Below are 13,594 nucleotides of genomic sequence, written 5' to 3'. Positions count from 1 at the left end.
TTTTTCATGCGGATTCATGCGAGCTGATTTAGGCCTTTATCAGGCCGCTTTCCCCAGCAGAGCAAGGGCGCCGCTGTCGTTGAGGATGCGGAATCCCAGCCACATCAGCACGAAGGGGAATACGTGGTTGGCGTAGCGGCTCAGCACCACGGCGATGCCTGGCAGCCGGGTGAGCCGGTAGGAGAGGAACAGCCAGGTCAATACCGCCAGATAGCAGATCGGCACGATCAGCGCCAGTTGCCCCAGGGTGCTGCTGGTGAACAGGGGGATGTAGATGGCCAGATTGTTGCCGCCGTTGGAGATCGTCACCGCCGACACCGAGTAGGTCTTGCGGTCACGCAGCACCTCCAGCAAGCCCACGCGCCTTGAGCGGAAGCCGTGGTAGGCGGCGAAGCGCTGGCGGTAGTCGCGTTCCTCGCTGTCGCTGCTGTCCCGGGCCTGCCACAGGCTCACCAGATTGCGCACACCCATCAAGATCGGCACCGCCCCCAGCCAGCCGGTCACCTCACCGGGGACCTGGGTGGCCAGGGCGAAGCAGAGCAGGCTGATGGCCATCAGCACGCTGAACCCCACCAGCTCCCCCACCACCACGTGCAGGGGCCGAAAACGACGGTTCACCTCACTGAAGAAGCCTGTGAGGTAGATGTTGTCGTCGAATGTGGTGGCGATGGCTACGGCCACGCCTGTCTGCAGGGTGCCGAGGAGACTCGCCATGCCGCGAATCTATGGGCTGATGGGCCTACTCCCTGTAATGCCCACCACACCCCTTGCGCCTGCCCTGGCTCAGGATCGTTCCAGCCTGTGGTTGGGTTGAATGGGTCTGGTACCGGCGGCAGACCACCCATGCTGAGGCCCTGGCTGACGCGCCTTCCCCTGCGGCGTTGGCTGCGAGTTCTGCTGGTCGCCAGCCTGGCCCTGGCGGTGAGCCTGTCCCTGGGCGCCGGCCTGGGAGCCCTGCCGCTGGCGGTCCCCGCCCTGCCCCCGGCCCAGAGCGCCCCTCCGCCCAGCCGTTTGGCCGAGACGGTGCTGCTGTTCGCCGTGTTCCTGGCGGGCTGCGTGGTCGTCGATCGGCTGCTGGCGCGAGGTTCCGGCCGCAACCAGCGCCAGGGCCTGGCGGCCCAGGCCCGTCGCCTCAAGCAGCTCAGCATCGGTGTGCCCGAGGGCATGGTGCACCTGGAGGTGCTGAGGGATCGCCATCTGCTGGAGCAACGGCTCGCTCCCCTCGGTGTCGCCCTGCAATGGCGCAGCTTCGCGGCGGCCTCCTCAATGCTGGAGGCCCTCAGCAACGGCGAGATCGACTTCTGCGGCGGCGGCGGCACCGCCAGCCTGTTCTCCCAGGCCGCCGATCACCTGTTCATGAGGGTGGCCCGCGACAAATACACCAACCCCAACCAGGACGCGATCCTGGTGCCCAACCTCTCGGCGATCCAGGGCGTGGCCGAGCTGCGCGGCCGCACCATCGCCGTGGACCAGGGCTCCAGCGCCCACTTCGTGCTGATCGAGGCCCTGCGCCAGGCGCAGCTGGGCCTCGACGACGTGGAGATCGTCTACCTGCCCCAGCCGGATGCCTTGCCCCGCTTTCGTCGCGGTGAACTGGATGCCTGGGCCATCTGGATGCCCTATGCCGTGACCGAAACGCGCAAGGCCTACCCGGGCCGCCCGATTGCCACGGTGCGCTCGGTGTTCGGTGGCGATGCCACCGAGCAGTTGCCCACCCTCTATTACGCCGTTCCCGAACTGGTGCGCGACTACCCCGCGGTGCTCAAGCTGCTTCTGGAGGAGGTGAACGAGGCCGGCGCCCTGGCGGCCCGGGAGGAGCTGGACGCCCTGGAGCGGCTCACGGCCCGGGTGTCGATCGACCCGGCGGCCCTCGATCACCTGCGCTCGCTGGCGGCCCAGCGGGCGGTGATCCCCCTCGACCCGGACTCCCTGCATGCCCTCCAGCACCAGGCCAACATCCTGCGGGACCTGCACCTGATTCCCCGGCGCATCAACTTGTTCGATGGCACCTACAGCCTCATGACCCGCCAGAACTGGTCCTACTGAGCCTGCCTGAGTCCATCGTCCGAGCTGGGGCTGGGCTCCAGGTTCAGGCTGCGGTCCACGTCAGCCAGGTTGGTATTGCCCAGCTCCTCGCGCCAGCGCCGCTCCACCGCCCGCAGCCACTGGTCCGCCCGGCAGGATTCGGTCCCATCGGGACCCTGCTCGCCGCTCCCCTCGGCTCCTGCGCCCGCCAGGCCCTGATACAGCAGCAGCAGGTTGATGTCATGGGCGGGCCGGGCCAGCTGGTAGCCGCCCTTGCGGCCCTTCTGGCTGGTGACCAGCCCGAGGCGCTTGAGGTCGCTGAGCACGTTGGAGAGGTAGCGGCCCGAGAGGTTGTGACGCGAGGCGATCACGCCGGCCTGCAGCCCTTCGCTCGCTGCCGCGATCTCCAGCAGGCTGATCAGGGCGTAGCGGAAGGTGACCGAGAACACCGAATGGCGCGACACAACCCGGCGAATCTATGACGATAAGCCGATCGAGAATGTGTTCTAAGTGCTTGCCCGAGTGGGCCGTCGCGGGTTCGGCTGGAGCGTCGGTTGTCGCGGGCACAGCTGCGGGAGATTCTCAAAAAGCGCGTTGGAGAACCGTTGTTTAAGCTGAGGCCCAGTCATCTGGCCTTGCAAGGTCCTTCCCGGCGCCATGGTCTCCGTCCCGTCCCGTCCCAGGCGTCTGCCGAGGTTGAAGCTGCCGAGCTGGTCCTGGCGCATCACCTGGACCTACCTCGGCCTGATCCTGTTCCTGCCCCTGATCGGCATGTTCCTCAAGGCCGGCCAGGTGAGCCCACCCGAGTTCTGGGCCGCCGCGACCAGCTCTGAAGCGGTGGCCAGTTACAAGGTGAGTTTCGGGGTTGCCTTCGTGGCCAGCCTGATCAATGGATTTTTTGGCCTGGTGGTGGCCTGGGCGTTGATCCGCTGCCGTTTTCCCGGCCAGCGCCTGCTCGACGCCCTGATCGACCTGCCCTTCGCCCTGCCCACCGCCGTGGCGGGTCTGGCCCTCTCCTACGTGTACAGCGAGGAGGGCTGGATGGGCAAGCCGCTCTACGACCTGTTCGGACTCAAGGTGTCGTTCACCATCTACGGCGTAGCCGTGGCCATGGTGTTCATCTCCCTGCCCTTCGTGGTGCGCACGGTGGAGCCGGTGCTGCGCTCCCTGGAGAAAGAGCAGGAGGAGGCCTCCGCCTGCCTGGGGGCCAACCAGCTGCAGACGTTCTTCCTGGTGATCCTGCCCCAGCTGTTCCCCGCCATCCTGGCGGGCATTGCCCAGGGGTTCAGCCGGGCGGTGGGGGAATACGGATCGGTGGTGATGATCGCCAGCAACGTGCCATTCAAGGATCTGATCACCCCCACCTTGATCATCCAGAAGCTTGAGGAATACGACTTCAATTCCGCCACGGTGATTGGCAGCGTGATGCTGCTCTTCTCGCTGGTGAGCCTGGCCGTGATCAACTTCATCCAGGTCTGGGGCCAGCGCTATCAAGGCTCCGAGAGCGCCAATTGAGTGCGGGGTTCCGTACTGCCCTCCATCCCCTATTGATCATCAGACCCAGCAATCGTCCGTTTCCAGTCCGTTCCTTGTCCTGCCCGTCCTTGTCATGACCATTGTTGTTCCACCTCTTGAGGACATTCAGCCCCCCCAGTGGGTGAAGCCCACGTTCAGCGATCGGGCCAAGTCTGCAGTTCCTGCCCTCATCGTGGTTGTGGCCTGCCTCTACGTGGGCACGGTGATTCTGCTGCCGGCCCTCTCGGTGGTGGTGCAGGCCTTTGCCAAGGGTCTGCAGCCCTTTCTCGACAACCTCACCAACGAGGATTTGCTCCACGCCCTGCGGCTCACCCTGTTCGCCACGGCGATTGCCGTTCCGGCCAATACGATCTTCGGCCTGGCGGCAGCCACCGCCATTGCCCGCCGCAAGTTCCGCGGCAAGGCCCTGCTGCTCAGCATCATTGACCTGCCGTTCTCGATCTCACCGGTGGTGGTGGGCCTGATGCTGGTGCTGCTCTACAGCCCCAACCACGGCCTGTTTGCCGGGGTGATCAACAGCCTGGGATGGAAGATCATCTTCTCCTGGCCGGGCATCGTGCTGGCCACCATTCTGGTGACCTTCCCCTTCATGGCCCGCGAAGTGATCCCCCTGCTGGAGGAGGAGGGCTGGGACCAGGAGGAGGCCGCCAAGACCCTGGGTGCCAGCGATTGGCAGGTGTTCTGGAAGGTAACCCTGCCCTCGGTGCGCTGGGCTGCCCTCTACGGCCTGATCCTCACCACGGCCCGCGCCCTTGGTGAATTCGGTGCGGTGTCGGTCGTGAGTGGCAACGTTGCTGGCCAGACCCAGACCTTGCCCCTGTTCGTGGAAGATGCCTACAAGCAGTACCACACGGAATTGGCCTTTGGGGCTGCCCTGGTGCTGGCTGGTGTGGCGATCGTTTCGCTGCTGCTCAAGATCTTGGTGGAGCAGATCCTTGAGAAGGAGAAGCGGGCCCTCAGGGCTGATTCCTGAGGACTCTCTGGCTGCGATTCAGTCTGTGACTGATTTACGGAGATCAGGCTCTCACTGGCTTCCTTGGTGGCTCTCAGGCATATCTTCTCTTCATCATTACAAACGGATGTCCTCCTGGGGAGTAGCTGTAGCTGCTCCCCTTTTTTCTTGTGCTGACAGGCGCATGGGAGCGCTGGTGGGGATGCTTCCAGTGGTCCAGTAGCGGAGACTTAGTCGGTTGGCCTAGCCGCACTGTCCCCGGGCCAGGGGATCGATGCGGTGCTTTGTCGCTTCATCGGGCGTGGTTTGCTCACCAGAGCGAGACTGGCCCCTATTGGCTCACCTTCTGGGCGGACTTCCTTGGCTGCTGTGGGCCGTTGACGCTGGGCTGGTCTGCATCTCGCCTCGATGTGGTCTGGGCCACATGGCCATTGCGCTCGTTGGAGGATGATCCCACCGCGACTCTCAGCACGGGTCGTTCGTCACACGTGGGCGGGCCTAGGGGGTCCGCCTTTTTTGTGAGTGGCTGTCTGTCCGCTGTTACCTGTGCGGCCTCTTCCGCAGGCCCAGGGCTGGCACGGCTGCCCATGTCGGCCGCCCATTTCGGCTGCCCGTATCGGCCCGCCCATGAAAAAGCCCCCCGTTGCCGGGGGGCTGGAGAGCGTGGGAGTGAGGTCGAGGTCGCTGGTGTGTGAGGTGTGCGACCAGGTTCTGGATCCTGGAGGGATCAGAACTTGAAGCGGGTGGTCAGCACCCAGCCCAGGTTGTCAAACGTGTTGTTGCGCTTGACGGAACCATCGGAGTTGATGCTGTTGCTCAGCTGGCCCAGGGGATTGCTGAGGTAGAAGATCGCCGGGGTGATCGAGATGTTGTCGGTCACCTGGAACTTGTACCACCATTCCCAAACGTAGTTGCCGTCGTTGGAGAAGGTGCTCGCGTTCTTGTTGGTGCCACGGTTCAGGTTGGTGGCGAAGGTGGGTTGACCCACGGCGGCACCCAGGGAATTGCCCTTCTGGAAGGCATCATCCCACTGCAGGCCCACGAACCAGCTCTGGCTCTGGGTCACGTAGGGAGTGGCGAACTCGGCGCCCGTGCTGCGGACTTCGTTGTTGGTGAGGCTGTTCAGACCCCAGCCAGCGCTGATCGAGGGGAACCAGCCATTGCTCTTGGGCTGCCACCAGCCGTTGAGGGCCACGCTGTTGGAGTTCCCGTTAGCCAGGAACCAGCTGTTGGAGGCCACAAACTCAGTGCCGCGACGGAAGTTGGAGCCGGCCTGACCGAAGCGGTAGGCGGCAGCCACACCCCACTGGGGAGCAGAGTAGGCCAGCTGAGCCAGGAAGCTGGCGCGGGCAGCGTCGGTGCCGATGCCACCCTCATCAGCCGAGTTGGCATAGGGGTTGCCGTCGTAGGCCTGGCCGATGTTGCCTTGGGGGGCAACGTAGCTAGCCGAGAAGCTGAAGCGGCCCTGGCCCTTCTTCACGTTCTGCTTCCACACACCAGCCAGGGTGGAGCCGGTGGCACGGTTGTAGGTGCCGGGGGCGCCGTAGGTGTGGAAGAATTCCAGCACTTCAGAGCCCTTGCCGCGGCCGTAGGCGGTGGGGATGACGCCCAGGAACTCGGTGTTACGAGCCCGGGGACCAACCGTGAAGTTGAACTCCTTGCCGACGGGGAAGCTGTAGTACAGACGGTCAATGATGACGCTGTCGTTGCTGTTACTGGAGTACGACAGCTTCGTCAGGTTGAGGCCGTTGCCGTCGAAGGCATTGTTGAAGTTGCCCGAGCGCAGACGGGTGTAGAGAAGGTCCTTACCCGTGAAGCTGGTCAGGAAGTTCAGCCGGACGTCGTAGCTGAAGGTGGTGGCGCCGTAGAGGGCGTTGTATTTCTTCGCAGCGCCGCGGCTGTTCAGGAAGTTGGCGCGATCAATCGCGCGCTGGTTGGTGACGTTGCCAGCGCTGTTGCGCACCGCAGAGGGAACGGGCACATTCCAGGCGGAGGGGCTGGTGGCCGAGCGGTTGCCGTTGGCCTTCACGCCGCCGAGGGTGAAGTAGGCCTCACCCTGCAGCTTGGTGGTGGTGGAGAACTGGGTGGCTTCCAGCTCGCCCACCTTGGCCTCCAGGCCGTCCACGCGGCCCTTGAGAACGGCGAGTTCCTTCTCGAATTCCTTGAGCAGGCGCTTCAGCTCGTCGGTCACCTCGGTGATCCGATCAAGGCAGGCGTTCAGCAGGGCGGCCGCTTCATAGCGGGTGAGTGCCTGCCGGCCCTTGAAGGTGCCGTTGGGGTAGCCGGCCACGCAGCCGTAGCGCTCGATCAGGTTGCTGAGCGCCTGGAAGGCCCAGTCAGTCGGCTGCACGTCCGAGAACTGGGTGATCGAAGTCACCTGCTCGTCGGTGGTGGCGTATTGGTTGACGCCGGCAATGTTGAGATCAGCGGCGGACGCAGCCACCGGAGCCAGAAGGCCCAGGGCGGCAGGCGCCAGCAGCAGCAGCTGGAAAAGTTTCATGACCCTCACACGAATAGGGGCTCCCCCAAGGGGAGTGCCATGAAAGTAGGGGCCCGTCTGGCCCCTAAGCCGTTGCTGGAGTACAGGTCGATGTATCTGACGATACCCGCGCATTCTTTTTCGCTTTGATCTCCTTGGTTTTGGCTCGGCGTTCGACCGGCCAATAAAAAAAGCGGCCTCTCGGCCGCCAGAGGTGGTGTGAGAACTTCCTTGAAAGCTCTGTAGCCCTTGCTACAGGGCGGAGCGCCAGCTGGGTTGTAACTCCGGGCACAGGGTCTGGTTCGCAGGGGTGGGGGCCATGGTCAGCGGCCGCCGCGTTCCAGCTTCCGATCGGCCTTCAGCAGGGATTTGAAATCGAAGCGGCCTATCGCATCGCCGCCGATCACCAGTGGCAGATGGCCGTTCCACTTCTCGATCGCCTCGTGCTCCAGCACCTCGGGCGTCAGCCCTGCCTGCAGGAGCTGCTGGGCCTGGGCCTCGCCCCGGGCCGTAAACACCCGTGCTTCTGCCATGTGTTGGGCCTTCACGGCCTCGAACTGGGCCCGGCGGGCCTCCTGTTCGGCCACCTGTTTGGCTTCCACGGCCTCGCGGAACTGTTGGGAGAAGGTCACCTGCAGCAGGTCCACGTCGTCGAGGCCCAGGTCGTACGGGGCCAGGCGGCTGGCCAGCAACTGCTCCAGGGCCTGTTTCAGTCGGGGGCGCTCGGTGACGATCTCCGCCGCCGTGAAGCCCGCCACCACCTCCTTGAGGCTGTCTTCGATGGCCGGGCGGATCACCGAGGCGGCCACCTGCTGTTCATCCCCCAACCGCTGAAAGATCCGGTTCACCTTCTCGGGGTCCAGGTGCCAGTTCAGGGCGATATCCACGCTCACGTCCTGCAGGTCCCGGGCGGCGGCATCGGCGCGCATGCTGAGGGTCTGCACCCGCACAGTCAGAGGCCGCACCGAGAACACCAGGGGCAGCAGGGGATGCAGACCCTCCGGCAGGATCTGCTCCTGCACGGCCCCGAAGCGCAGCAGCACGCCCCGCTCGCCCGCCGGCACCACCACGAAGAAGCGGCTCACCAGCACCAGGGCCAGCATCAGCACGAACAGGCGCAAGGCCGAGAGGGTGTTCTGGGCGCGGGCCGGAGCGCTGCCCCTGGCGCTTGAGGGGCTGCTGCTGCTGTCGGCTGGAGCCTCGGGCCCGCTGCCGGCTTCGGGGGTCAGAAAACCTTGCATCGCGACAGTCCCTGTGGTGCCTGGCGGGAGGCTCCAGGGCGAACCATAGGGGCGTGGCCTGGGCCCGCCCGGTATTCCCAGGCCCATGTTGATAACCCTGGCTGATCCATACGACAAGACATCGCGTTTGCTTTGATCCAGCGCCGCTGCGACTGTTGGGTTGTGAACCAGCGGTGCGCCCAGCGGGCGTCCAACTTGATGGGCCTGATGCTCCTCCCGGAAGTCGGACAGACGATTGCCACCTCGGTGTCGGCGTTCTGCGCCAGCAACCTCGACGACATCGTTCTGCTGATGCTGTTCTTTTCCCCCCTCGGGGATCAGCGCCGCGGAGTTCATGTGGTGGCCGGCCAATACCTGGGCTTTTCGTTATTGGTGCTCGCCAGCCTGGTGGGCTATCTCGGTGGCCAGATCCTGCCCACCCCCTGGATCGGCCTGTTGGGCCTGCTGCCGATCAGCCTGGGTGTATCCCAGTTGATCGACAGCCTGAATTCGGTTGCCGACCCTGCCGATGGCGATGCCTTGGAGGGGCCCCCCGTGATGCCGTCCTCCCTGCCCTCCTGGCTGGGCCGCTGGGCCGTGCCCGCGGCCGAGGTGGGCGCCATCGCCGCCATCACGGTGGCCAACGGCGGCGACAACGTGGGGCTTTACCTCCCCCTGTTCGCCCGCTGCAGCACCCCCCAGCTGCTGCTCACCCTCGGGGTGTTCTTCGTGATGGTGGGGCTGTGGTGTGGCCTGGCCTGGCGCCTTGTCCAGGTGCCCCGGCTGGCTGATGTCCTGCGCCAGTACGGCGCCCAGGGGGTGCCCTTTGTGCTGATCGGCCTGGGGGTGCTGATCCTGATGGACAGCCACACGCTCCAGCACCGCGGCCTCGCCACCCTGGCCCTGGCCTGCATCGGTGTCATGGCCCTCTCCCTGCTCCAGCAGCTCAGCCAGACCGTGAGCCCGACCCTGCTGCCCCTGCTCTCCCGCAGCCGCTGAGCCCCCTTCCGACCCCTCCCTCCCCATCGGCGATCTCCCCCCGGCGGGCCCTGCTCCCCGACCCCTTGCCCCCAACCCCATGACATCAGCCCCCATGACCTCTCTGCTCCATCGCCTGCGGAGCGGTCTGCGCGCAGCCCTGCAGGTCGGTCTGCGCCGCGCCGCCGCCCTGGTGGCGGTGCTCGGCCTGGCGGTGGCCGGGCTCGCCGCCGCGGCCCCGGCCCAGGCCAGCAGCGCCGGTCGCTACCTCAGCAGCGACTCCTACCAGGAACTCGCCTCCGCCATCAAGACCACCACCGACAAGGAGCGCCTGGCGGATCTGCAGGCCCTCGAACAGGCCGTGGCCAGCTCCAGCGACCGCGCCCAGGTGAGCAACAAGTCGAGCCACAGCGTGGGCGTCTTCGCCCGCTACAAGAAGCTGCCAGCCACCCAGCCCGCCAGCTTCTACGTGCTCGGCCCCGGCCACAAGACGGACGACGACTTTGAGCTGGTGGGTGTCTATGTGCCGGCCGACGTGAGCCTGGGCTGGGGCAGTGGTGGTGTCAAAGCCGGCAGCAGCCCCCGGGTGGCCCGCATCCTCGAGGGCCAGCAGCTGAAGATCAGCGATCCGGTGCTGGAAGTCAGCCAGCCTGAGGTCACCGCCCCCGCCGCAACCGCCGCCGCAACCCCTGCCGCCCCTGCCGCTGCCCCCGCCAAGCCCGGTCTGAGCTTCGGCGCTCCTGCCGCCAAGGCCCCCACCATCACCCCGGCCCCCGCTCCCACGGCCGCTGCCACCAAGGCCCCCGAGGCGAAGGCTGCGGAAGCCGTCAGCTACGAGCTGAGCCTGCCGGTGTTCGCCGTCACGGCCAAGGCCAATGGCATTCCCGAGCTGCCTGTCCTGACCCAGAGTCAGCTGGATCTGGAGCCTGAAACCGCTCCCGTCGACTGATCACCTGACCTGAGGAACGGCATGACCACCGCCCTGCCCGGAGACTCCCAGCCCACCCCCTCAGCTCCTGACTCCGCCGTCAAGCTGGCGGAGTCCGTGGCGGGGCGCCGCACCCATCTCAATCCCAACCGGATCCGCGACCACCTGGCGAATGAGCGCACCTACCTCTCGTGGATGCGCAGCGGTATCTCCCTGCTCGGCTTCGGCGTGCTGATCGTGCGGATCCGCTGGTTGCGCCCGCCCCTGGCCCCCCAGGGGCCTGGCAACGGCTGGAAGCTCGGCCTGGCCTTCTCGGTGGTGGGTCTGATCAGCGTCGCTCTTTCCGCCTGGCACTACTTCGCCGTTCGGGACGACATCGAGCGCGACACCTACGAGCCGTCCGATCGCTGGGTGCTGCTCTCGAGCCTGGTGCTGGTGGTTCTCGGGGCCTGCGTGGTGGTCTACGTCTTCAACGTTCCCTTCGATGTCTTCAATGTTGTTCTGGTGGAGTGAGTCGTGATGGTTCCCGCAGTTCTGCTCCACACCGCCGGCACCCTCGGCGCCTTGGCCCTGCTCGAGGCGGTGCTCTCCGCCGATAACGCCGTGGCCATCGCCGCCCTGGTGCGGGACCTGGAGCCCTCACACCTGCGCACCAAGGCCCTCAACTGGGGCCTGGTGGCCGCCTTCCTGCTGCGGGCCCTGCTGATCTGCCTGGCTGTCTGGGTGGTGCGCTACCCGCAGGTGCAGGTGTTGGGGGGCCTCTACCTGATCTGGCTGGCGGCCCGCCATTTCCAGGCCCAGCTCAACGGCGAAGCCGACGATGACGCCCTGGATCCCGACCGGCCGCGCCTGCCATTCGCCAGCGTGATCGGCCTGGTGGCCCTCACCGATCTGGCCTTCTCCCTCGACAGCGTGACCGCCGCGGTGGCCGTGACCGATGAGATCTGGCTGGTGATCGCTGGCGGCGCCATGGGGGTGGCCATGCTGCGGCTGCTGGCCGGCCTGGTGATGGGCTGGATGGAGCGCTTTGTGAACCTGCAGAACGCGGCCTATCTGACCGTGCTGGCGGTGGGTCTGAGGCTCACGGCCAAGGTGCTGGCGCCGGCCCTGGCGCCGTCGGAGGCGGCGGTTCTGGTGATGATGCTGGTGTTCTTCGCCTGGGGCTTCAGCCGCCGGCGGGAAGACCAGCTCGAGGAGGTGGTTCCGCTGGTGCCGCCACTGGTTCCGCCACTGGTGCCGCCGGTGGCGGCCGTTCAGGTGAGCTCCAGTTCCGGCAGTGGGGTGTGAAGCACCCCGAAGTGCACCAGGGCGAACACCGCCACGGTATAGACGCTGGAGGTGAGCAGGCCCATCAGCAGCTCGCGTCGCAGGTTGCCAGGATTTTCGGGGTCCTGGAACACCTCCATGGCACTGGTCTGCATCAGCACGATGCCCACCACGTTGCTCAGCCAGTAGCCCGCCACCAGGCCTCCGGCGAACCACTCGGGCCGCCAGTGCCCCACCAACACACCCACGCCGTAGGCGATGGGCAGGTTGATCACCAGATCGTTCCACCAGCACAGCGGCGAGAGCAGCCAGCCCACGGCCAGCAGCACCAGCACCCGCAGCTGCACCAGGGGATGGCCAGCCGCCAGGAACGCCCGCACCCGCTGCCAGAGCAGGGTGAGGCGGCTGCCGGCCTGGGGCTGACCCGGTGCCGGGGGAGGGGGGAGCTGCATGGGCGGGCCGCGTCCAGGGCGAGATCGTCAACCTTAGCTCCCCTGAAACCACGTAAGACCGATCGGGATTTGCCTTAACCGCTGCTCCCATGTTTCCCTCTCGGGGCTTCCCTCCGTGCTGATGCCGTTGCCGATTGAGCTGCTGGCCCTGCTGGCCGTGCTGGTGGCCGCCCTGGTGGGCTGGCTCACCCCCGCCCAGGCCCTGGCCGGCTTCGGCAATCCCGCCACCCTCACGGTGGTGGCCATGTTTGTGCTCAGCGCCGCCGTGGTGCGCACCGGCGCCCTGGCCCCCGTGCAGAGTTTCCTGGAGCGCCACGGCGGCAACTCCCTGTCCCGCCAGCTGCTGCTGCTGGCGGCCGTGGTGGGCCCGTTGAGCGCCGTGATCAACAACACCGCCGTGGTGGCGATGTTCATCCCCGTGGTGGAGCGCTGGTGCCGCCGCCTCGGTGTGGCCCCGGCCCGGATGCTGATGCCCCTCTCGTTCATGACCGTGATGGCGGGGGTGGCCACGTTGCTGGGCACCTCCACCAATCTGGTGGCCAGCAGCCTCTCCGAGCAGCTGGGCTACGGCAGCTTCGCCCTGCTGCAGTTCACCCCGATGGCCCTGCTCACCTACGGCTGCGGGGTGTTGCTTCTGGCCCTGCTCGCCCCCTGGCTGCTGCCCCGGGGCGAGGCGGCCGAGCGGGCGCAGCAGCTCGAAGCCGGCTACGCCATCCACGACTACCTCAGTGAGCTGCTGGTCGCGGACTCCTCGCCGCTGGTGGGCCAGCGCCTCGACGACACCCTGCTGCAGCACACCTTCGATGTGCGCCTGCTGGCCCTGATCCGCGATGGCGAGCGCTTCTCACTGCCCCTTGGCGGCCAGGTGCTGCGGGGAGGCGACCTGCTGGTGGTGAAGGGGCGGGGCGATCGGCTGCTGGCCCTGCGGGACCAGGAGGGGCTGGAGCTGGTGCCCGAGCTGGGGGCTCCGGCCCCGCTGGATCTGGAGCTCGACGCCATCGCCGAGGTGCTGGTGCCGGCGGGCTCGCGGCTGATCGGCCTCAGCCTGCGGGAGATCCGCTTCTCCCAGCGCTTCACCAGCACCGTGCTGGCGATCCGCCGCGGCGAGGATCTGCTGCGTGACCGGCTCGGCCAGGTGAAGCTGCGGCTCGGCGATGCCCTGCTGCTGCAGACCCCCCGCGCCACCCTGCCGGCCCTGCAGGTGAGCCGCGACCTGCTGTTGCTCGATGGGGCGGTGGAGCAGGACGACCGCCGCGACCGCCTGCCCTGGGCCCTGGGGGTGACCGCCGCCATGCTGGTGCTCACCCTGCTGCGCAGCGACCTACTGGCGGTGTGGGCCCTGCTGGCGGTGACGGTGCTGGTGATGGGCCGGGTGCTGACCCCCCAGGAGGTCTATGCGTCGGTGCGCTGGGATGTGGTGGTGCTGCTGGCCGCGCTGCTGCCCCTGGCCCAGCTGTTCAGTGGCTCGGGGGCCGACCGCTGGCTGGTGAGCCTGCTGGCGGAGCAGGTGGCCACCTGGCCGCCCTACGCCCTGCTCACCGCCCTTTACCTCACCACGGCCCTGGTGACGGAGCTGGTGTCCAACCAGGCGGCGGTGAGCCTGATGCTGCCCCTGGGGCTCTCGATCAGCCATGGCCTGGGGGTGCATCCCTTTGCCGCCACTTGATTACCCATAAGGCTCCGCGACCCTGAGATCCCTTTCGGTGCAAGGCATACAGCAACAGACTGCATTGGCGATCCGTTCGGTCATCGCCGCCA

At 66.6% G+C, this 13,594-nt stretch carries 13 protein-coding genes; 8 read left to right on the top strand and 5 right to left on the bottom strand.

The window, feature by feature from the left end; translation table 11 throughout:
- Positions 1-39: 39 nt before the first annotated feature.
- Positions 40-714 carry a cadmium resistance transporter gene (locus CJZ98_RS07880; protein ID WP_094590115.1) on the bottom strand — a complete coding sequence of 225 codons (675 nt, stop codon included), beginning with the start codon at positions 712-714 and terminating at the stop codon, positions 40-42.
- Positions 715-843: 129 nt separating this feature from the next.
- Between CJZ98_RS07880 and CJZ98_RS07875 the strand changes: the two genes are divergently transcribed.
- Entirely contained in the window at positions 844-2,046 is a 1,203-nt protein-coding gene (locus CJZ98_RS07875; RefSeq protein ID WP_094590113.1) for an ABC transporter substrate-binding protein, read from the top strand.
- Here CJZ98_RS07875 and CJZ98_RS07870 read toward each other — a convergent pair.
- On the bottom strand, positions 2,040-2,489 hold the full coding sequence (locus CJZ98_RS07870; RefSeq protein WP_157910915.1) for an RrF2 family transcriptional regulator: 450 nt from the start codon (positions 2,487-2,489) through the stop codon (positions 2,040-2,042). The genes CJZ98_RS07875 and CJZ98_RS07870 overlap by 7 nt on opposite strands.
- A gap of 193 nt (positions 2,490-2,682) precedes the next feature.
- Between CJZ98_RS07870 and cysT the strand changes: the two genes are divergently transcribed.
- Together cysT and cysW are read left to right on the top strand one after the other, a co-directional pair.
- Positions 2,683-3,540 (top strand): sulfate ABC transporter permease subunit CysT, encoded by an 858-nt coding sequence (gene cysT / locus CJZ98_RS07865; protein WP_094590109.1) that lies wholly within the window; start codon positions 2,683-2,685, stop codon positions 3,538-3,540.
- Positions 3,541-3,634: 94 nt separating this feature from the next.
- A complete protein-coding gene (gene cysW, locus CJZ98_RS07860; RefSeq protein WP_094590107.1) occupies positions 3,635-4,534 on the top strand; it encodes a sulfate ABC transporter permease subunit CysW in 900 nt (299 codons plus the stop codon).
- 706 nt (positions 4,535-5,240) lie between these two features.
- Here the strand turns inward: cysW and CJZ98_RS07855 are convergent.
- Together CJZ98_RS07855 and CJZ98_RS07850 are read right to left on the bottom strand one after the other, a co-directional pair.
- Positions 5,241-7,013: an iron uptake porin gene (locus CJZ98_RS07855; RefSeq protein ID WP_094590105.1), complete on the bottom strand. Its 1,773-nt coding sequence runs from the start codon at positions 7,011-7,013 to the stop codon at positions 5,241-5,243.
- Positions 7,014-7,315: 302 nt separating this feature from the next.
- A complete protein-coding gene (locus tag CJZ98_RS07850; RefSeq protein WP_094590104.1) occupies positions 7,316-8,233 on the bottom strand; it encodes a prohibitin family protein in 918 nt (305 codons plus the stop codon).
- Between the two features lie 207 nt (positions 8,234-8,440).
- Between CJZ98_RS07850 and CJZ98_RS07845 the strand changes: the two genes are divergently transcribed.
- From CJZ98_RS07845 to CJZ98_RS07830, 4 genes are all read left to right on the top strand, one after another.
- Positions 8,441-9,211, top strand: coding sequence for a cadmium resistance transporter (locus CJZ98_RS07845; protein ID WP_094590199.1), 771 nt, complete (start codon positions 8,441-8,443; stop codon positions 9,209-9,211).
- Between the two features lie 94 nt (positions 9,212-9,305).
- The gene (locus CJZ98_RS07840) at positions 9,306-10,139 is read left to right on the top strand and encodes a hypothetical protein (protein ID WP_094590102.1); all 834 of its coding nucleotides are present in this window, start codon (positions 9,306-9,308) and stop codon (positions 10,137-10,139) included.
- Positions 10,140-10,160: 21 nt separating this feature from the next.
- Positions 10,161-10,631 (top strand): YidH family protein, encoded by a 471-nt coding sequence (locus CJZ98_RS07835; protein ID WP_094590101.1) that lies wholly within the window; start codon positions 10,161-10,163, stop codon positions 10,629-10,631.
- 6 nt (positions 10,632-10,637) lie between these two features.
- Positions 10,638-11,405 carry a TerC family protein gene (locus CJZ98_RS07830; protein ID WP_094590100.1) on the top strand — a complete coding sequence of 256 codons (768 nt, stop codon included), beginning with the start codon at positions 10,638-10,640 and terminating at the stop codon, positions 11,403-11,405.
- Here CJZ98_RS07830 and CJZ98_RS18240 read toward each other — a convergent pair.
- Entirely contained in the window at positions 11,372-11,836 is a 465-nt protein-coding gene (locus tag CJZ98_RS18240) for a hypothetical protein (protein WP_157910914.1), read from the bottom strand. The genes CJZ98_RS07830 and CJZ98_RS18240 overlap by 34 nt on opposite strands.
- A 121-nt stretch (positions 11,837-11,957) precedes the next feature.
- Here CJZ98_RS18240 and CJZ98_RS07820 point away from each other — a divergent pair, with 121 nt between their 5' ends.
- Positions 11,958-13,502, top strand: coding sequence for an SLC13 family permease (locus CJZ98_RS07820; protein ID WP_157910913.1), 1,545 nt, complete (start codon positions 11,958-11,960; stop codon positions 13,500-13,502).
- The last annotated feature ends 92 nt before the right edge of the window (positions 13,503-13,594 follow it).

This window comes from Vulcanococcus limneticus LL (assembly GCF_002252705.1).
Classification (GTDB): domain Bacteria; phylum Cyanobacteriota; class Cyanobacteriia; order PCC-6307; family Cyanobiaceae; genus Vulcanococcus; species Vulcanococcus limneticus.
The sequence above is the reverse complement of the archived record's forward strand: the minus strand, read 5'-3'. Positions and strand labels throughout refer to the sequence as shown.

Excerpts from the sequence above, each read along its gene's own strand:
- CJZ98_RS07880 (WP_094590115.1), bottom strand. The coding sequence starts at position 714 with ATGGCGAGTCTCCTCGGCACCCTGCAGACAGGCGTGGCCGTAGCCATC.
- CJZ98_RS07875 (WP_094590113.1), top strand. The coding sequence starts at position 844 with ATGCTGAGGCCCTGGCTGACGCGCCTTCCCCTGCGGCGTTGGCTGCGA.
- cysT (WP_094590109.1), top strand. The coding sequence starts at position 2,683 with ATGGTCTCCGTCCCGTCCCGTCCCAGGCGTCTGCCGAGGTTGAAGCTG.
- cysW (WP_094590107.1), top strand. The coding sequence starts at position 3,635 with ATGACCATTGTTGTTCCACCTCTTGAGGACATTCAGCCCCCCCAGTGG.
- CJZ98_RS07855 (WP_094590105.1), bottom strand. The coding sequence starts at position 7,013 with ATGAAACTTTTCCAGCTGCTGCTGCTGGCGCCTGCCGCCCTGGGCCTT.
- CJZ98_RS07850 (WP_094590104.1), bottom strand. The coding sequence starts at position 8,233 with ATGCAAGGTTTTCTGACCCCCGAAGCCGGCAGCGGGCCCGAGGCTCCA.
- CJZ98_RS07845 (WP_094590199.1), top strand. The coding sequence starts at position 8,441 with ATGCTCCTCCCGGAAGTCGGACAGACGATTGCCACCTCGGTGTCGGCG.
- CJZ98_RS07840 (WP_094590102.1), top strand. The coding sequence starts at position 9,306 with ATGACCTCTCTGCTCCATCGCCTGCGGAGCGGTCTGCGCGCAGCCCTG.
- CJZ98_RS07835 (WP_094590101.1), top strand. The coding sequence starts at position 10,161 with ATGACCACCGCCCTGCCCGGAGACTCCCAGCCCACCCCCTCAGCTCCT.
- CJZ98_RS07830 (WP_094590100.1), top strand. The coding sequence starts at position 10,638 with ATGGTTCCCGCAGTTCTGCTCCACACCGCCGGCACCCTCGGCGCCTTG.
- CJZ98_RS18240 (WP_157910914.1), bottom strand. The coding sequence starts at position 11,836 with ATGCAGCTCCCCCCTCCCCCGGCACCGGGTCAGCCCCAGGCCGGCAGC.
- CJZ98_RS07820 (WP_157910913.1), top strand. The coding sequence starts at position 11,958 with ATGCCGTTGCCGATTGAGCTGCTGGCCCTGCTGGCCGTGCTGGTGGCC.